Genomic DNA, 18,403 nt, shown 5'->3' with positions numbered 1-18,403 from the left:
GTCCGCGATTGTAGGACGATGCCGGTAAAAACCCTAGTAAGCGAATCTGCTTATGCGGGTGGATCAGTGATGACCTGCGCCGCTGCAATCGGCGCCCCCATGAAAAACGCCCCGCAGCCGAGGGGCTGGGGGCGCTGCAGGGTCAAATCAGCGGGTATCTGCGCTTATCTGCCGGCATCACCGGCTGCTGGGGAAGGCGAACACCGCGCCCTCGCGCACACCGGCGCTGGGCCAGCGCTGCGTGATGGTCTTGCGCTTGGTGTAGAAGCGCACCGCGTCGGGGCCGTAGGCGTGCAGGTCGCCGAACAGGCTGCGCTTCCAGCCGCCGAACGAGTGGTACGCCACGGGCACGGGCAGGGGCACGTTCACGCCCACCATGCCGACCTGGATGTGGTCGGTGAAGTAGCGGGCGGCTTCGCCGTCGCGGGTGAAGATGCAGGTGCCGTTGCCGTATTCGTGGTCGTTGATGAGCTGCATGGCCTCCTGCAGCGTCTTCACGCGCACCACGCCGAGCACGGGGCCGAAGATTTCTTCCTGGTAGATTTTCATGCCGGGCTTGACGTTGTCGAACAGGCAGGCGCCCAGGAAATAGCCCTCTTCATGGCCCGCCACCTTCATGCCACGGCCATCGACCACCAGCGTGGCGCCTTCGGCCACGCCGCTGTCCACATAGGCAGTCACCTTCTCGAAATGGGGCTTGCTGACCAGCGGGCCCATGTCGTTGCCACCGTTGTCGGTCTGGGTGCCGGGGCCGACCTTCATCTTGGCGATCTCGGTCTTCAGGCCCGCAATCACGGCGTCACCCACGGCATCGCCCACGGCCACCAGCAGCGGGATGGCCATGCAGCGCTCGCCGCACGATCCGTACGCCGCGCCCATCAGCGCGCTCACGGCGTTACCCACGTCCGCGTCGGGCATCAGCACAGCGTGGTTCTTGGCACCGCCCAGGGCCTGCACGCGCTTGCCGTGCTTGCAGCCTTCGGCGTAGATGTATTCGGCAATGGGGGTGGAGCCGACAAAGCTCACGGCCTTGACGCGCGGGTCCTGCAGCAGCGTGTCCACGGCTGTCTTGTCGCCGTTGACCACGTTCAGCACGCCCGGTGGCAGGCCGGCTTCCAGCGCCAGCTGGGCGATGAACAGCGTGCTGCTGGGGTCGCGCTCGGAGGGCTTGAGCACGAAGGTGTTGCCGCAGGCCACGGCCATGGGCCACATCCACAGCGGCACCATTGCCGGGAAGTTGAACGGCGTGATGCCTGCCGTGACGCCCAGCGCCTGGAACTCGCTCCACGAGTCGATGCTGGGGCCCACATTGCGGCTGTGCTCGCCCTTGAGCAGCTCGGGCGCGTAGCTGGCGTATTCCACGTTCTCGATGCCGCGCTGCAGCTCGCCGTGCGCGTCGCTCAGCACCTTGCCGTGCTCGGCGGTGATCAGGGCGGCGATCTTGTCGGCGTTCTCTTCCAGCAGGACCTTGAGCTTACTCATCACGCGCGCGCGCTTGAGCGGCGGCGTGTTGCGCCAGGCGGGGTAGGCGGCTTCGGCCGATGCGATGGCGGCCTCGACCGTCGCCTTGCTGGCCAGCGCCACGCTGGTGGTGGACTGGCCGGTGGCGGGGTTGAACACGGGCTGGGTGCGCTCGGTGTCGGCAACGAGCTGGCCGTCGATCAGATGGCCGACGGTGGTGGTGACGTTCTTGTCGTGGTTCATGGCTGGTTTCAAGTAAAAAATGCCGCTACCGCTGGATGGTCAAGCGGCAGCAGCTATTGATTTAGGAGTATTGGGTGTGGGCGTCGGTGGCCGGGCCCAGCGCTTACGCGGTCTCGGTGAGCGCGTCGCCCAGCGCACTGACCATGCGATCGATCTCGGCCTCGGTGCTGATGAACGGGGGCGCCAGCTGAATGGTGTCGCCGCCGTAGCGCACGTAAAAGCCCTTGTCCCAGCACTTCATCGCGATCTCGTACGGGCGGCGGGCTGGCTCGCCCGGCAGGGCGCTGATGGTGATGCCCGCGGCCAGGCCGTAGTTGCGGATGTCCGCCACGTGCTTCGCGCCCTTGAGGCCATGCACCGCGTTCTCGAAGAACGGAGCCAGCGCCTTCACGCGGCCGGGCATGTCTTCTTTTTGCAGGATGTCCAGCACCGCATTGCCGGCGGCGCAGGCCACGGGGTGGGCCGAATACGTGTAGCCGTGCGGAAACTCCAGCATGTACTCGGGCCCGCCCTGGCTGATGAAGGTGTCGTAGATCTCCTTGGTGGCGATCACGCCGCCCAGCGGCTGCGCGCCGTTGGTCACCTGCTTGGCGAAGTTCAGGATGTCCGGCGTCACGCCGAAGGCTTCGGCCCCTGTCCAGGCGCCGCAGCGGCCAAAGCCCGTGATCACTTCATCAAAAATCAGCAGGATGTTGTTCTGCGTGCAGATCTCGCGGATGCGTTCCAGGTAGCCCTTGGGCGGGATCACCACGCCGGCCGAGCCCGAGAACGGCTCCACGATCACCGCGGCGATGTTGGATGCGTCGTGCAGCGCGATCACGTCCAGCAGCTTGTCGGCCAGCGCACGGCCGCCGTCCTCGGCCATGCCCTTCTGGAAGGTGCCGGCCGGTGGCTGGGTGTGGGGCAGGTGGTCGGCCTCGATGCCCTGGCCGAAGGTCTTGCGGTTGCCCACGATGCCGCCCACCGAGATGCCGCCGTAGTTCACGCCGTGGTAGCCCTTTTCGCGGCCGATCAGGCGGGTCTTGCTCGCCTGCCCCTTGGCGCGCCAGTAGGCACGGGCCATCTTGAGCGAGGTGTCGGCCGACTCGGAGCCGGAGCCTGTGAAGAACACGTAGTCCAGGCCTGCGGGCGTCAGCTCCTTGAGCTTGTTGGCCAGCGCGAACGAGGCCGGGTGGCCGAACTGGAACGCGGGCGAGTAGTCCAGCGTGGCCGCGGCCTTGCCGATGGCTTCGGCCACGTCCTTGCGGCCATGCCCGAGACCGGAGCACCACAGGCCCGAGAGGCCGTCGAAGATCTTGCGGCCTTCGGCGTCGGTGTAGTAGGCGCCCTGGCCGCTCACGATCATGCGCGGCTTGGCCTTGAAGTTGCGGTTGCCGGTGAAGGGCATCCAGTGCGCATCGAGCCATTCGGCATCCATGCGAGGGCTGTCCGGGCCAGCGGCGGGTTTTTCGATGTGGACAAAGCTCATGGCGGTCTCCAGGGCGGCGGTGAACGTCGGGTGAATGATGACGGTAAGGGGGCAGCGCAGGGCCTTGCGTGGCAAAGCCCGGCCGACAGCGCATTGTTGTGCCGCCTGTTAATCTCTCCAATAGTGCAATATCAATGTTTACTTGACGATTTATGCAAGTAAAAGACACCCCCAAGCCATCCTCCGTTCCCCCGGCCACATCACTGTCCAGCCCCAACGCCCGGCACCGCGCCGTGCTGGGCCAACTCAGCGACATGGACCTGCGCCTGCTGCAGGTGTTCAAGAGCGTGGTCGAATGCGGCGGCATGTCCGCGGCCGAACTGGAGCTGAACATCGGCACCAGCACCGTGAGCCGCCACATGAAGGACCTGGAAACCCGCCTGGGCCTCACCCTGTGCCGCCGGGGCCGCGCGGGCTTTGCGCTCACGGCCGAAGGCCAGCGCGTGTACGACGAAACCCTGCGCCTGCTGTCCGCCGTGGACGCCTTTCGCAGCAGCATCGACGACATCCACCGCCGCATGGGCGGGCGGCTGGAGGTGGCCGTGTTCGACAAGACGGCCAGCAACCCCGCCGCGCACATCGGCGACGCCATCGCCCTTTTCGCCACTCAGGCGCCCGAGGTCAGCCTGCAGATGCACGTGGCCAGCATCAACGCCATCGAGCGCGGGCTCATCGACGGCAGCTTCCACGTGGGCATCATCCCGGCGCACCGCGCGTCACAGAGTCTGGTGTACGCCAACCTGTTCACCGAGACCATGCTGCTGTACTGCGGCGCCCGGCACCCGCTGTTCGGCACCGACCATGCCAGCCTGACCTGGGAGGCCTTGCGCGCCTACCAGTTCGCCGGCCTGGGCTACCACTCGCCCAACATGGAACTCAGCCACAGCGCCCGCCTGCCGCGCAAGGCGACGGGGTTCGACCAGGAGTCGATCGCGACGCTGATCCTGTCCGGGCGCTACCTGGGTTTTCTGCCTGACCACTATGCGGAGAGCTTCGAGCGCCAGGGGCTGATGCAGGCGGTGTCGCCCGCGCAGTTCTTTTACCGCTGCGAATTCGTGAGCGTGCTGCGCAAGTCGCCCCAGCCGCCGCGGGCCGCGCAGGCGTTTGCGCAGTGCCTGGTGCAGACACATGGATGATGAAGCCGGCTTGCATTCCTTGTGCTCTTGAAGATTGCAGCTCTTCTCATCTTCGCTCGGGTCATTCCGTCGAGCTGAGTTTCTCCCTCTTCCAGTGGCAACTCTGCGATGGACCCGCGATGCTGCCTCAGAATGTCTTGGCTGCACACGAGCGCTACGGGTGCAGTGGCAAACATCTGCTCTCTACCCCGTCAAGGCGAAATCAGGTAATCGTTGCTGCATGCCACTGCCTGAGCAGCCAGACGAGTAGGCATATAGATCAGCCAGATGCGATGTGCTTGTGCTGTGCTGTTCTAATTATTACCTGTCCTCAGTCTTCGCTGACTAAGCTTTGCTGAAAGACACCGCGCGGAGTGCGTCCCATCTGCGGTGCTGGATCGATATCTATGTCATCGAAGGTTAAATGCCAACAAGTTGCCACTCGACGATTGAATTAGTAGGGATCCGTTCTCGGATATACCCATCCTACCTGTCACCGGATAAGTCCAAACGATCTGTCGCGTGTTGCGGTCGACCGCGTAGGTCGCGCCTCCAACTAGTCGATTTGAAGATATAAAAATAATATCCCCGACGGTAATGACCTCGTACATCACGTTTTGATTTGAATTAACAGTATCCGGCAGCAAGACACTCCAGATGACGGCGCCTGTGTCTCCAGAACGCGCTTGCAGGGATGGTCGCTCAGCGCTGTTGGTTTGTGTAGCCACTGTGTAGAGCATGTTGTGCGCAAGGCTAGGTAAGCTTCTAAAGCCATCCTTGACAGACCACATTTGCTTCTTTGTGACAATCGAGAAACTAGTGAGGTACGCGTGACTTAAGCTATACCAGCCCCCAATAATGCGCTGGGAACTATCAACCATGGCCGTCAGTGGGCGGGATGTCGCGTTGTCCCCGAGTTCATGATCTAAGGAAAATGCCTCAACTCCATCACTTTTGCGAAAAACACGGAGCTTATTGAACATATAAGCATAAGCATACTGATCATCAATCGCCACCCTGCGATCTGCTCTGAAGAGATCATGCTGGATTTGCCATCCAGCGGCTCCGGTCGCTGAATCAGTACGCGTCAATTGGTAAAATGTTTGGCCGGCTATGGTTTTTAAGTAGTCGAAATACAATGATTCTCCATCAGTGCGAAGCTTAGAGGATGAACCAAGAATGGAGAGCGATTTTTGCCCTGTTGAAATTTCATAGCCGGTTATTGCGCTGTCAAATCCCAAATATTCTGGTGTAAATACTTTATTTTTTAGAATGACGGGTTCATCTGCTGAAGTGGGATTGGAGTTGATGCTCCATATGCGTGCTCCATCATGCTCACGTAGAGCTTCCAATTTTGATCCCGTGTGCGCGATTATGTAGCCGTTGGCAGTCAATGGGCTTGATATAAATCGAGTGTCCGCCGTTTTCCATCGCAATTTGAACGACGCGGGGTTCAGTTTTACTGTAGTTGGCACGTAGCTTGAATTGGCTCCATTGCCATAACGAGAGGACCAAGCACCAGCGCCATCCAAGCGCTGCAATGGCGTTAAGTTTGGCTGGGCGGGTAATACCTCGACACGATACGGATGCTTCGATTCGTGAATCACCTGGGCATCCCCACAGCCGTTAGGACAAACAACTATCGATACGGTCAGGAGTCCGGATTTAGTTCCTGCGCTGAGGTTGCTGAAAGTTGTCAGAGTCCTACTGTAGGTTAAAGCGTCGATCTTTTCGGTAGTGCCTCTTGATTCGAACGGAGGGGGTAGTGACAGATCGACAAATACAGCGCCTGACACTGGCTTGGCTAACTTGACTGTCAGTGTGACATTCTGTGATTCGCCTTCGACAGTGGAAACGTCAAGTACCGAAGGCGTCAACGCTATAGAACCAGTGTTCTCAGCAGGGGCTGGCGAAGTGGGCGGAACTGGCTCAGGAGCAGGAGCAGGAGCAGGAGCAGGAGCAGGAGCAGGAGCAGGAGCAGGAGCAGGAGCAGGAGCAGGAGTTGATGGGGCATCGTGGCCCCCCCCACCTCCTCCGCAAGCAGAAAGTAGTACAGCAAGCATCAACACGAACTTGTTCATTTTCCCTCTTCTTGATGTGTAAAGATCGTGCGATTTTATGTAGCAAAACGTGTTCGCACTTCCGGTGCGCGTTCTGGTCTGTACGCCGATCATCACAGTGCCTACCTGCTAGAACCGTTTGGCCTTGCGTGCTGCAACAGTTGCGAGAACAATGGCAATTCGGCTACCAACTTATTTATCGGCCCTTATCGCGGAGCACACCATGGCCAGCATTTCCTCCATCGGCAGTTCCGGCCTGCAGGCCGCCCAGTTGCGCCTGGATGCCTCGGCCAACAACGTGGCCAACATGAACACCCCCGGCTACCGCCGCGAGGTGGTGGCGCAGCAGGAGGCCAAGGACAGTGCGGGCGTGCAGGCCACGGTGCAGCGCGAGCAGGACGCCAAGGGCGTGGCGCTGGAGCAGGAGGCGGTGGAGCAGATGTCGGCCACCTATGCGTTCAAGGCCAACCTGCAGACCATCAAGACGCAGGATCAGATGATGGGATCGCTGCTGGACACCCGGGCCTGACCGGCAAGCAAACCGCCGTGGCGGGCGCAGTTGCTTCTGGCCCCTTCTGTATCACCTGATGCCCCGATTGCGGGGCATCGTCGTTTCTGCGCCGAGTTTTCCGACGATGGCGTCAGTGCGTCAACGCCATGCGGGCCAAGCGGTCGACCAGCCAGCGCTGAAACGCCAGGCCAGCGGTCGAACGGCTGTGAAGCGGGATCTTGTACATGGTGGGCTCCTTGCGGGGTCGGTTGCTGATGGATGAAGGAAGGGCTCGGACTCTCGTCACCCGGGCTGTGCCGCAAGCGCTGCATGCGCACCACCGGGCGCTGTGCCTGCGGCTTTGCGCAGCTTGCGGTCCCAGGCCTTTTCGTGAAAGAAAAACGCCACCGCCTGCACGGTAGGCTCCAGCAGGCTCAACGTGAGCGACGCCCAGAAATTGCCCGTCACCGCGTAGGCCACCATCGCGGCGACGCAGATGTGTACCAGGTAATAGCTGCCGGTTTTCATCAGCATGGTCTTGTTCTGGTGAGCGGCTTGGCGGATGCGGGTCATGGTGGGGCTCCTGTCAGTGGCAACGCCGATCCCGGGTGTGGAACGGCTCGGGAAGGCATGGAGTGAATGGTAGGCATTCTCAATAGCGAACACCAATTGATTGCCGCTAATGCAGAGATAGCCGCTATGCACCGTGCCGAGCCTGTGCTGGCCGGTACGAGGACAGCGCAGGGTGTGAACTACTTCACGGCCGCACCCTGAAAAAAGCGCCGGAGGCCTGCAGCCCCGTTGCTATGATGGCCGCTCTCTTCAACCCCCTTCTCTTTGCTTTGGGAGCAGACATGGCCCTCATGGACTTCATCAAGAAACAGTTCATTGACATCATTCAATGGACCGAAGAGGGGGACGGCACCCTGGCCTGGCGCTTCCCCATGCGCGACATGGAAATCCAGAACGGCGGCACGCTGGTGGTGCGCGAGTCGCAGATGGCCATCTTCGTGAACGAAGGCCAGGTGGCCGACGTGTTCACGCCCGGCACCTACAAGCTCACCACGCAGACGCTGCCGGTGCTGACGTACCTCAAGAACTGGGACAAGCTCTTCGAGTCCCCCTTCAAGAGCGACGTCTACTTCTTCAGCACGCGCCAGCAGATCGACCAGAAGTGGGGCACGCCCCAGCCCATCACGATCCGCGACAAGGACTTCGGTGCGGTGCGCCTGCGCGCGTTCGGCAATTACTCCTTCCGCATTGCCGACCCCAAGCTGTTCCACACCGAGATCTCGGGCACGCGCGAGTCCTACCCCGTGGCGGACCTCGAAGGCCAGCTGCGCGGCCTGGTGCTGCAGAACATCAGCAACGCCATTGCCGGCAGCGGCCTGCCGTTCCTGGACCTGGCGGCCAATCAGGTCATGTTCGCCGATGCGCTGACCAAGGAACTCGCGCCCATCTTCGCCAAGCTGGGCCTGCTGATCGAAAACCTCACGGTCCAGAACGTCTCGCTGCCCGAAGAGCTGCAGAAGATCCTCGACCAGAAGATCGGCATGGGCATGGTCGGCAACGACATGGCCAAGTTCATGCAATACCAGACGGCGCAGGCCATCCCCAAGTTCGCCGAAAACAGCGGTGGCGGCAGCGGCATCGCGGGCGACGCCATGGGCCTCGGGGCCGGCGTGGCGCTGGGCCAGGTGCTGGCGCAGAACCTGCAGCAAGGCCTTCAGACGCCGGTGGCGCCTGCTGCCGCAGCGGCGGCCCAGGCGGCGGCTGCGCCCGCGGGCGTGCGGCCCGACGAGGTGATGGCCACGCTGGAGAAGCTGGGCGAGCTCAAGTCCAAGGGCATCCTGACCCAGGAAGAGTTCGACGCCAAGAAGGCCGAGCTGCTCAAGAAGCTGATCTGACCCGGTTGCTATCATAATAATAGCTGCCTGCGCACGAGGGACAAGCGCCAGGGCCTTCACCGGCCCTGCATCGCGCTGAACGGCGCAGCACCAACACAGCACGATGGCCACCGCCGACCCCACACAGCGTACCTACCGCGCGCCCTGCCCGGGCTGCGGCGCGCCGGTTGAATTCCGCAGCGCGCAGTCCACGCACGCCGTCTGCGGCTACTGCCAGAGCACCGTGGTGCGCAATGGCGACGTGCTGCAGCGCCTGGGCAAGATGGCCGAGCTGTTCGACGACCACAGCCCGCTGCAGCTCATGGCCAGCGGGCGGATTCAGCTCGATGGCAAGGACATCCCCTTCACGCTGGTGGGCCGCCTGCAGTACAAGGGCGATGCGGGGGTGTGGACCGAATGGGCGGCGTTCCTCAACGACGGCACCCTGGCCACGCTGGGCGAGGACAACGGCGCCTACGTCTTCACCCGCCCCATCGACCCGGGCCGCGAGATGCCCGCGGCCGAGCGCTTTCGCGTCGGCACCACCACCGCCATCAACGGCAAGCCCTACAGCGTGGCCTACACCGGCCAGGCATCGCTCATCTCCGCCCAGGGCGAGCTGCCCAAGCTGCCGCCGCTGGGGCACCCGTTCGGCATGGTTGAGCTGCGCAGCGCCGACGGCGAAGTGGTCAGCATCGACTACGGCCACACCCCGCCCAATGTGGAGCGCGGCAAGTCTGTGCTGCTCGAAGACCTGCAGCTGCAGGGCCTGAAGGACGAGTCCGCCAAGGAAGAAAAAGGCCGCCAGTTCAGCTGCCCGCACTGCGGCGCGCCGGTGCAGGTGCAGCTGTCCAGCACCAAGAGCCTCACCTGCGGCTCGTGCGCCAGCATCATCGACCTGAGTGGCGGCGTGGGCGGTGAGCTGCGCTCGGCCGAGCAGGACGAGCCGGTGCAGCCCATCATCCCGCTGGGCAGCAAGGGCCAGCTGCAGGGTGTGCACTGGCAGGTGGTGGGCTTTCAGCACCGCATGGGCGTAGAGCCGGGCGACGACGAACACTTCGGCTGGAGCGAATACCTGCTCTACAACCAGAAGCGCGGCTTCGCGTTCCTGGTCGATTCGGAAGAAGGCTGGAGCATGGTGCGCCCCACCACCGGCGCGCCGCAGCTGGCCGGCACCGGCAGCACTGCCACCTACCTGGGCACGACCTACAAGCTCAAATACAGCTACGAGGCCGAGACGACCTACGTGCTGGGCGAGTTCTACTGGCAGGTCACGCGCGGCCAGAAGACCTTCAACCGCGACTTCGAGGGCAGCAAGGGCGTGCTGTCGATGGAGCAAAGCACCAACGAGATCACCTGGTCCGCCGGCGACAAGCTGGCCAGCGACACGGTGGCCAAAGCCTTCAAGCTCGAAGACAAGCAGGACGTGCTCAAACGCGACGACCCGGGCCCGTTCGTGGCCAAGTCGGGCCTGGGCTGCGGCACCATCATCATCATCGCGGTGGTGATTTTGATCCTGCTCGTGCTGCTCAGCCGCTGCTCCAGCTGCGATCCACAACGGGAGAACTGCTCGTCCTCGTCCAGCTACCGCAGCTCGGGGGGCTCGTACGGCGGGTACTCCTCGGGCGGCAGCCACAAGTAGGTGCGGCGCTGGAGGCCACGGCTGGCGCACCGCCCCTCTTTTTTATTCAATCGACAGACAGACAACCGTTCCAAGGAGAACACATCATGATGGGAATCGAATGGCTCAAGCCCGCGGCGTTCCTCGGGTCCATCCTGTACGCACTGATCGGCGTGGTCATCTTCTGGGTGTGCTTCGTCATCGTCGACAAGATCACGCCGTACGACCTGTGGCGCGAAATCGTCGAAAAGCAGAACAGGGCCTTGGCCATGGTGGTGGCAGCGATGTGCCTGGGCATCAGCATCATCGTGGCGGCTGCGATTCATTGAATTCGGCAGTGCCGTACCGGGCGTGCCGTCCGCACCCGCAGCGAACACACTCGCGCGGTCCACGCGAACAGCCTTGGCAGCCGCAATAGAAATTCAATGTATGGACGCGAATGCGTTGTGACATGTCCTCTGCGGAGCTCACGGCCCATCGAATTGCAGGCCTGGTTGCAAGCACACTCTCCCACGGAGGACGGGCGTCATGAGTGGAAGGAATAGCGCACCTGACACACAGCGTGACCGGCCGCAAAGGCGACGATCTGGCGTCCACGCCCTTGCCGGTTTATGCCTTGTTGCTCCCCCAACTGCTCATTCTTGAGTTGGCGTATCGCAAGGAGTATGTGAAGGCGTTACTCAACGAGGTGTCCAAGAAAGGGCATTCGGAATGTCGGCGGGAAAACCAAGGCGGCGGCGGGCGCTGGGCTCGACTTTCGAAGCTTTCGCTCTCGCCACGTGATGCCACGATTCATGCTCCGCAGAGCTTCCAAAACCCGGACTGATCCCAAACACAATGGATTTTTTCCCAATGGGCTTCAAATAAGTCTTGGGCATCAATTGGTTGTGTTGAACTTGGCTCCCCAATCAGTCCCAATCAGTCTCAGTCGGCTATTCATCGCGATTCATGAAATCACTCCACATCGTCATTCATCACGAACATGCTGCCGAGCAGCTACGCCATAGCGTGACAGGCATGCCTGATGCCCAGAGGCGCGGCACCAACCTCCCGCAACCGCAACTCGCTGGGGTAGCGGATTGACCATGGTGCAACCGTCACCCGCACGACCGGCAGAGCAAGCCCCGTCGCAGGGTGCCCGCCCCATCGACATCGCGCTGCTCATCAGCGTCTTCGTCGTGGCCGCCTGCGGCCTGCTGTACGAACTGGCCGCCGGGGCGCTCGCGTCCTATGTGCTGGGCGACTCGGTGCTGCAGTTCTCCACCATCATCGGCACCTACCTGTTCGCCATGGGCGTGGGCTCGTGGCTGTCGCGCTACTTCGAGCGGCAGTTGCCTGCGCATTTTTTGCGCATCGAGCTGCTGGTGGCGCTGGTGGGCGGGGCGCTGCCGGCCACGCTGTTCCTGGCCAATGCGTACACGCCGGGGGCGTTCCGGTTCCTGCTGTACGGCATGGTGATGGTGGTGGGCACGCTGGTGGGGCTCGAGATCCCGCTGGTCATGCGCATCTTGAAGCGCAACGTGGCGCTCAAGGACCTGGTCTCGCAGGTGCTCACGTTCGACTACCTGGGCGCGCTGGCGGTGTCGTTGGCCTTCCCGCTGCTGCTGGTGCCGCACCTGGGGTTGATCCGCACAGGGCTGCTGTTCGGGGTGATGAACGCCGCCGTGGCGCTGTGGGCCGTGTGGCTCTTTCGGCACGAGCTGCGCCGCCTTCGCGCGCACGTGGCCGCCTGTGCCATGGTGCTTGCGCTGCTGATCGCGGGCTTTGCCGGGGCAGACCACATCACCAGCTTTGCCGAGGACAAGTTCTACCAGGACCGCATCGTCTTCAGCACCGCATCGCCCTACCAGCGCATCGTCGTCACGCAGGGGCGGCTGGGCCACCGGCTGTACCTCAACGGCAACCTGCAGTTCGCGCAGGCCGACGAGTACCGCTACCACGAGGCCCTGGTGCACCCTGCGATGTCGGCCCACGGCCATCCGAAGCGCGTGGCCGTGCTGGGCGGTGGCGACGGCATGGCCGTGCGCGAGATCTTGAAGTACCCCTCGGTCGAATCCGTCACGCTGGTGGAGCTGGACCCGGCCATGACGCGCATCTTCAGCGAGAACCCCATGCTCGCGCAGCTCAACGGCAACGCGCTGCGCGACCCCAAGGTGAAGATCATCAACACCGACGCGTTCGGGTGGCTGCAGGGCAACACGGCCGAGCCGGGTGCCGAAGCGCAACCCCCAGCCGCCAGCGCCTCAGGCACCAGCAACACTGGGACTGCACCGCGCGGTCCAGCAAGTCCAGCGGCAACCCCTGCGGCGCTGGAGACCTTCGACGTGATCGTGGTGGACTTCCCGGACCCCACCAATTTTTCCATCGGCAAGCTGTACACCAACAGCTTCTACGCGCTGCTGGCCAACCGCCTGGCCGCCAGCGGCTATGCGGTGGTGCAAACCACCTCGCCGCTGGTGGCGCGCAAGAGCTTCTGGACGGTGGTGCAGACCATGGAATCGGTGGGCCTGCAGACTGCGCCGTACCACGCCCATGTGCCCAGCTTCGGCGAATGGGGCTTCGTCATCGCCAGCCGCCGGCCCTGGCGCCTGCCCGAGACGCTGCCGGACCACCTGCGCTTTCTGACACTGGACTCGTTGCCGCTGCTGTTCGACTTTCCGCGCGACATGGCACGGGTGCCGACGGAGGTGAACCGGCTGTCGAACCAGGCGCTGGTCCACACCTACGAGCGCGAATGGGGAAAGCACTAGATGCCTATTCCCTTTTTGCACCCCACGGCTTAGCGGCCCAGCAAGTTTTGCCAATGAAAGAACCGTTCACGCTGAGCCTGTCGAAGCGCCGCACAAGGCTTCGACAGGCTCGGCCCGAACGGTGTGGATGGTTGACTGCAGACCCGAATCCAACACACTGACACCATGCAACGCCGCCATTTTCTAGCCACGGGTGCTATTGCGACATCCGCAGTTCTGCTGCCGGGCTGCGACGAGGCGCCGCGCACGCTGCAGGGCGGCTTTGCCGGCATCGACATGCAGCGCGGCCATGCGCTGCGCGATCTGCTCAAGACCGGCACCCTGCCCGAGCCCACGGTGCTGCGGCGCGCGCAGGTGATCATCGCGGGCGGCGGCGTGGCGGGGCTGGCGGCGGCGCGGTCGCTGCGGCTCGCGGGCGTGGACGACTTTGCGCTGCTGGAGCTGGAAGACAGCGCCGGCGGCAACAGCCGGGGTGGCGCGGTGGGCGGCATCGCCTGCCCGCTGGGCGCGCACTACCTGCCGGTGCCGGGCGACGATGCGCCCGAGGTGCAGAACCTGCTGGAAGAACTGGGCCTGCGCCAGCGCGTGGCCGGCCGCTGGCGCTACGACGAGCGCCACCTGTGCCACAGCCCGCAGGAGCGCCTGTTCTTCCAGGGTGAATGGCAGGAGGGCCTGCTGCCCGTGCACGGCGTGCCCGACACCACGATCGCGCAGTACCGCCGGTTTGCGCAGGCGGTGGACGATGCCACCCAGGCCGCGCGCTTCACCATGCCGATGATGCGGTCCCTGGGCCCCGGCCAGCCGCTGCCCCAGCCCCACCAGGCGCTCGATGCCGTCACGTTCGCCACCTGGCTGGATCAGCAGGGCTTCGACGACGAGCACCTGCGGTGGTACCTCGACTACAGCTGCCGCGACGACTACGGCGCAGGCACGGCCGTGGTGTCAGCCTGGGCGGGCATCCATTACTTCGCCAGCCGCCATGGCTTTCATGCGCCGGGCGAGGCGGCCGATGAGTCGCGCGAGAGCGTGCTCACCTGGCCCGAAGGCAACGGCTGGATCACCCAGCGCCTGGCGGCCCCGCTGCAGAACAATGCCCAGGGCGGCGGCCAGCTGCGCACCGCCACCAGCGTGCTGCGCATCACCGAAGGCCGCCACGGGGTGGAGGTGGACGCGTACAACCATGCCACCGACAGCGTGGAGCGCTGGCAGGCGCCGCGCTGCATCGTGGCGCTGCCGGTGCACATCGCCTCCCGCGTGGTGCGCAACCCGCCCGCGTTCCTGACCGGCGCGGCGCAGCGCCTGACCTGGGCGCCCTGGCTGGTGGCCAACCTCCACATCGACAGCCCGCTGACCGACCGGCCCGGCGCCGCGCCCGCCTGGGACAACGTGCTCTACGCCGACGCCACGCCCGGCGGCCTGGGCTACGTGGACGCAGGCCACCAGCGCCTGGACACCCGCGCCACACTGGCCGGCCCCACCGTGCTGACGTACTACCAGGCCCTGGGCAGCGTGCCCGACGGCCGTCAGCAACTGGCGCAGCAGCCCTGGCAGCACTGGGCCGAGGGCGCGCTGGCCGCCCTGTCCGTGCCCCACCCCGACCTGCGCCGCCGCGTCACGCGGGTCGAGGTCACGCGCTACGGGCACGCCATGGCCATCCCCACGCCGGGGCTGGTCACGTATTTGAGCCAAATCGGCCTCTACCGCGCACCTGGCAAGCGCAACCAGCTATCAAAAGCAGAGCGTGCACTGGCCCTGCCCACGCCCGCCACGGCGCGCCTGGCGTTCGCGCACAGCGACTGGTCGGGCTACTCGGTGTTTGAAGAAGCCTTCACGCGCGGGCATGGGGCTGGCCTCGTGGCGGCTGCGGGGTAGGCGGGCCGTGGGCGCGGCGATCCACATCGCAATCCACATCGGGCGGCACGAGCTGTGCCTGCTCGACGGCGACGAGGTGCTGGCCCGTTACCCGGTGTCCACCGCGCTCAATGGCGCTGGCGAGGCCCACGGCAGCGGTTGCACGCCCCGCGGCCAGCACCGCGTGCGGGCCAAGGTGGGCGCGGGCTGCGCACCCGGCACAGTGTTCGTCGGGCGCCGGCCCACGGGCGAGGTGTATTCGCCCGACCTGGCCGCGCAGCACCCCGGGCGCGACTGGATCCTGGCGCGCATCCTGTGGCTCACCGGCTGCGAGCGCGGTTTCAACCGGGGCGGCGGCGTGGACACGCTGCGCCGCTTCATCTACATCCACGGCTGCCCGGACGGCACGCCGCTGGGCGTGCCCGCGTCGCACGGCTGCGTGCGCATGGCCAATGCGGATGTGATCGACCTGTTCGAGCGGGTGCCCGTGGGGACGCCGGTGTTCATGCAGGCCTGAGGCCCGGCGGGGCTGCGGCGCGGCGGCCGCCGTGCGGCCACGCCCTGGTGCGGTTTTTTGCCCAATTGTTCACGCTCCGGCCCCTGCCTGCGGGCGCAGGGGCGCGCTGGCCGCGGCAAACCGGAGACACTCGCGCATCGCCCACTTTTTTGGAGAAAAGACGCCATGACGCTCATGCGCCGCCTGCTCGTATCGCTTGCCACCGCGGTGTCCGCGCTGGTCCTCGTCTCGCCCGCCTCGGCCCAGGACATCGCCGGGTCCAAGGACAACCCCCTGGTCAAACGCTTCGCCGGCTCCACCATCGTGGGCTACGACTACAAGCGCTTTGACGAATACCTGGTGCCCACCGGCACCTACAAGAAGTACGACACCACCACCACCAAGCGCTCGTGGGCCAGCACCCTGCCGGTCGAAGGCGCAGTGACCCGTCTGTGGTACGAAGCGGCCGGCGACGCATCGCCCGCCGAGCTGGTGCGCAACTACCAGAACGAGGTGCAGGCTGCGGGCGGCACGGTGCTGTACGACTCGGGCAAGGACGATGCCTTCCGCGACCGCACCTGCTTCTTGTGCACCTACGGCTGGCGCAAGATCAACACCACGCGCTCGACCTACACCTTCACCCAGGCCGACACGGCCACCGCGCGCATCGCCAGCTTCAAGATCCCGCGCCCGCAGGGCGACATCTACATCGTGGTCGAAGCCGTGAGCTGGGCCAACGCCAGCAAGGACTACAAGGCCGTCAAGGGCGCCTACGCGGCGGTCGACATCATCGAGACCGGCGCCCTGCAGCAGAACATGGTCACGGTGAACGCGAGCGACATGTCCAAGGCCATCGCCACCACCGGCCGCGTGGCCCTGTACGGCATCCTGTTCGACACGGCAAAGGCCGACATCAAGCCCGAGTCCAAGCCCGCGCTAGACGAGATCGCCAAGCTGCTCAAGGCCGAGGCGACCCTCAAGCTGCGCGTGGTGGGCCACACCGACAACCAGGGCTCGCTGGATTCCAACATCGCGCTGTCCAAGCGCCGGGCCGAGGCGGTGAACGCCGCGCTCACCAGCCAGTACGGCATTCCGGCCGCGCGCCTGTCCGCCTTCGGCGTGGCCGACCTGGCCCCGGTGGCCAGCAATGGCGACGAAGGCGGCCGCGCCAAGAACCGGCGCGTGGAACTGGTGCCGCTGTAAGCGGCGGCCCGCACTGGCCACGCTCTCCGCGCCGCCGCCGCCGCGGTGGTCGGTGCGGTCGGTGCGGTCGGTGTGGTCAGCGCGCAGCGCCCCGGGCCTGCCGCACCGGCGCCCCACGGTCACACCCTCGTCACGGGCAGGCGGCATCGTCGCCGCTTCATCTGCTTTCACTGCCCCGAGCGACCATGTCCCGACTCTCCACCCTGGGTGCCTGCGCCCTGCTGGCGTGCACCGCCGCCGCCTGCTTCTCCACCTCTGCCCTGGCCCAGCAGGCCTACCCCGCCACGCTGGCCGGCCACGCCGTGCTGCCGGCGTTCACCGTCATCCCCGCACCCAAGGACGCACCGCAGGACCTGCAGGTCAGTGGCAAGTTCACCACCCCGCGCCGCGTGGAGGCCATCGGCACGGTGATGGGCCAGTCGGGCGGGCGCGACACCGGCGTCTCGCTGCCCTTCAAGGGCCAGCCCCTGCAGGGCCACTCGGGCATCAAGCGCATGGCCGACGGATCGTTCTGGATCCTCACCGACAACGGCGCTGGCGCCAAGGCCAACTCGGCCGACTTCATGCTGTACCTGAACCACTACACGGTGGACTTCCAGGGCGGCGAGTTCAAGCGCCAGAAGACCGTCTTCCTGCACGACCCCGACAAGAAGGTGCCGTTCCGCATCACGCACGAAGGCACGGACCAGCGCTACCTGACCGGCGCCGACTTCGACCCCGAGAGCTTCCAGTTCGCCGGTGGCGCACTGTGGATCGGCGACGAGTTCGGCCCCTTCCTCATCAAGGCGGACCTGAACGGCAAGGTGCTGGGCGTGTTCGAAACCAAGGTCGACGGCAAGGTCGTGCGCTCGCCCGACGCCCCCGGCGTGCTGATGCCCGGCGCGCCAGACGCCAAGCCCACGCCGTTCGAGGTCAAGCGCTCCAAGGGCTACGAAGGCATGGCTTCCAGCAAGGACGGCAGCAAGCTCTACGCCCTGCTCGAAGGCGCGCTGTGGAACGAGGACGCCAAGGCGTACGAGAACGTGGGCGGCAAACAATACCTGCGCGTGCTGGAGTTCGACGTGAAGAGCGAGCAATGGACCGGTAGGCACTGGAAGTACGTGCTGGAGGCCAACCACCACGCCATCGGCGACTTCAACATGATCGATAGCAGCACGGGCCTGATCATCGAGCGCGACAACGGCGAAGGCACGGCCGACAAGGCCTGTCCCGCAGACCAAAAGCGCACCGACTGCTTCCACGACCTGGCCAAATTCAAGCGCGTGTACAAGGTCGAGATGAGCGACGCGAACGTGGGCGGCGAGATCCGCAAGGTCGGCTACATCGACCTCATGAACATCCAGGACCCGAAGCGCCTGTCGAAGAAGCCGCTGACCAACGGCGTGCTCACCTTCCCGTTCTTCACGATCGAAAACGTGGACGTGGTGGACGGCACGCACATCGTCGTGGGCAACGACAACAACCTGCCTTTCAGCAGCAGCCGCGAGCCGAACAAGGCGGACGACAACGAGCTGGTGCTGCTGGAAGTGGGCGAGCTGCTGCGAGCGAAATGAAGTGACACCCCCCTGAGACGCTTCGCGTCTTCCCCCCGCTCTCGCACCGCTGCGCGATGCGGGCAGGGGGACGCAGCCCTCGCTGCGGGGCGGCCCTTGCTTGGCTGCCCTGGTCTGGGCTGCGCGTGTTGCAGGCGATGTCTGCTGTGCGATGCGCATGAATACCCGATGCCGACGGGTATCAACCCTCGTGCAACCTGCAATAG

At 64.7% G+C, this 18,403-nt stretch carries 15 protein-coding genes; 11 read left to right on the top strand and 4 right to left on the bottom strand.

Going from position 1 to position 18,403, the window contains the following annotated elements; genetic code table 11:
* Positions 1–177 precede the first annotated feature (177 nt).
* Together ACSQ3N_RS26010 and ACSQ3N_RS26005 are read right to left on the bottom strand one after the other, a co-directional pair.
* Entirely contained in the window at positions 178–1,704 is a 1,527-nt protein-coding gene (locus ACSQ3N_RS26010; RefSeq protein ID WP_436147860.1) for a CoA-acylating methylmalonate-semialdehyde dehydrogenase, read from the bottom strand.
* Between the two features lie 103 nt (positions 1,705–1,807).
* Complete coding sequence (locus tag ACSQ3N_RS26005; RefSeq protein WP_056171412.1) at positions 1,808–3,172, bottom strand: aspartate aminotransferase family protein; 1,365 nt, start codon at positions 3,170–3,172, stop codon at positions 1,808–1,810.
* A 233-nt stretch (positions 3,173–3,405) separates the two neighbouring features.
* Here ACSQ3N_RS26005 and ACSQ3N_RS26000 point away from each other — a divergent pair, with 233 nt between their 5' ends.
* Positions 3,406–4,308: a LysR family transcriptional regulator gene (locus ACSQ3N_RS26000; protein ID WP_436148014.1), complete on the top strand. Its 903-nt coding sequence runs from the start codon at positions 3,406–3,408 to the stop codon at positions 4,306–4,308.
* 389 nt (positions 4,309–4,697) lie between these two features.
* On the opposite strand, the gene ACSQ3N_RS25995 is transcribed toward ACSQ3N_RS26000, so the two are convergent.
* On the bottom strand, positions 4,698–6,368 hold the full coding sequence (locus tag ACSQ3N_RS25995; RefSeq protein ID WP_436147859.1) for an outer membrane protein assembly factor BamB family protein: 1,671 nt from the start codon (positions 6,366–6,368) through the stop codon (positions 4,698–4,700).
* A 202-nt stretch (positions 6,369–6,570) separates the two neighbouring features.
* Here ACSQ3N_RS25995 and ACSQ3N_RS25990 point away from each other — a divergent pair, with 202 nt between their 5' ends.
* Positions 6,571–6,876 carry a flagellar basal body protein gene (locus ACSQ3N_RS25990; protein WP_056171407.1) on the top strand — a complete coding sequence of 102 codons (306 nt, stop codon included), beginning with the start codon at positions 6,571–6,573 and terminating at the stop codon, positions 6,874–6,876.
* A 264-nt stretch (positions 6,877–7,140) separates the two neighbouring features.
* Here ACSQ3N_RS25990 and ACSQ3N_RS25985 read toward each other — a convergent pair whose 3' ends face one another.
* On the bottom strand, positions 7,141–7,410 hold the full coding sequence (locus ACSQ3N_RS25985) for a DUF2061 domain-containing protein (protein WP_056171405.1): 270 nt from the start codon (positions 7,408–7,410) through the stop codon (positions 7,141–7,143).
* Between the two features lie 281 nt (positions 7,411–7,691).
* Here ACSQ3N_RS25985 and ACSQ3N_RS25980 point away from each other — a divergent pair, with 281 nt between their 5' ends.
* The 9 genes from ACSQ3N_RS25980 to ACSQ3N_RS25940 all read left to right on the top strand — a co-directional run bounded on the left by ACSQ3N_RS25980 (position 7,692) and on the right by ACSQ3N_RS25940 (position 18,197).
* Positions 7,692–8,744 carry an SPFH domain-containing protein gene (locus ACSQ3N_RS25980; RefSeq protein ID WP_436147858.1) on the top strand — a complete coding sequence of 351 codons (1,053 nt, stop codon included), beginning with the start codon at positions 7,692–7,694 and terminating at the stop codon, positions 8,742–8,744.
* A gap of 103 nt (positions 8,745–8,847) precedes the next feature.
* A complete protein-coding gene (locus ACSQ3N_RS25975; RefSeq protein ID WP_436147857.1) occupies positions 8,848–10,365 on the top strand; it encodes a DUF4178 domain-containing protein in 1,518 nt (505 codons plus the stop codon).
* Between the two features lie 86 nt (positions 10,366–10,451).
* Positions 10,452–10,673 (top strand): DUF350 domain-containing protein, encoded by a 222-nt coding sequence (locus tag ACSQ3N_RS25970; protein ID WP_056171400.1) that lies wholly within the window; start codon positions 10,452–10,454, stop codon positions 10,671–10,673.
* Positions 10,674–10,906: 233 nt separating this feature from the next.
* Positions 10,907–11,170: a hypothetical protein gene (locus tag ACSQ3N_RS25965; RefSeq protein WP_436147856.1), complete on the top strand. Its 264-nt coding sequence runs from the start codon at positions 10,907–10,909 to the stop codon at positions 11,168–11,170.
* Positions 11,171–11,429: 259 nt separating this feature from the next.
* Entirely contained in the window at positions 11,430–13,094 is a 1,665-nt protein-coding gene (locus tag ACSQ3N_RS25960) for a polyamine aminopropyltransferase (RefSeq protein ID WP_436147855.1), read from the top strand.
* A gap of 165 nt (positions 13,095–13,259) precedes the next feature.
* Complete coding sequence (locus ACSQ3N_RS25955) at positions 13,260–14,966, top strand: NAD(P)-binding protein (RefSeq protein WP_056171398.1); 1,707 nt, start codon at positions 13,260–13,262, stop codon at positions 14,964–14,966.
* Positions 14,911–15,462 carry a L,D-transpeptidase family protein gene (locus ACSQ3N_RS25950; RefSeq protein WP_436147854.1) on the top strand — a complete coding sequence of 184 codons (552 nt, stop codon included), beginning with the start codon at positions 14,911–14,913 and terminating at the stop codon, positions 15,460–15,462. Before ACSQ3N_RS25955 ends, ACSQ3N_RS25950 begins: the two co-directional genes overlap by 56 nt.
* Positions 15,463–15,627: 165 nt before the next feature.
* Positions 15,628–16,644, top strand: a complete 1,017-nt coding sequence (locus ACSQ3N_RS25945) for an OmpA family protein (protein ID WP_056171395.1) — start codon at positions 15,628–15,630, stop codon at positions 16,642–16,644.
* A gap of 185 nt (positions 16,645–16,829) precedes the next feature.
* Positions 16,830–18,197 (top strand): esterase-like activity of phytase family protein, encoded by a 1,368-nt coding sequence (locus tag ACSQ3N_RS25940; RefSeq protein ID WP_436147853.1) that lies wholly within the window; start codon positions 16,830–16,832, stop codon positions 18,195–18,197.
* Positions 18,198–18,403: the final 206 nt, after the last annotated feature.

The organism is Acidovorax sp. LjRoot194 (assembly GCF_964253015.1).
GTDB lineage: Bacteria > Pseudomonadota > Gammaproteobacteria > Burkholderiales > Burkholderiaceae_C > Acidovorax.
Note: the sequence above shows the minus strand (reverse complement) of the source record. Positions and strands in the feature narration are given on the sequence as shown.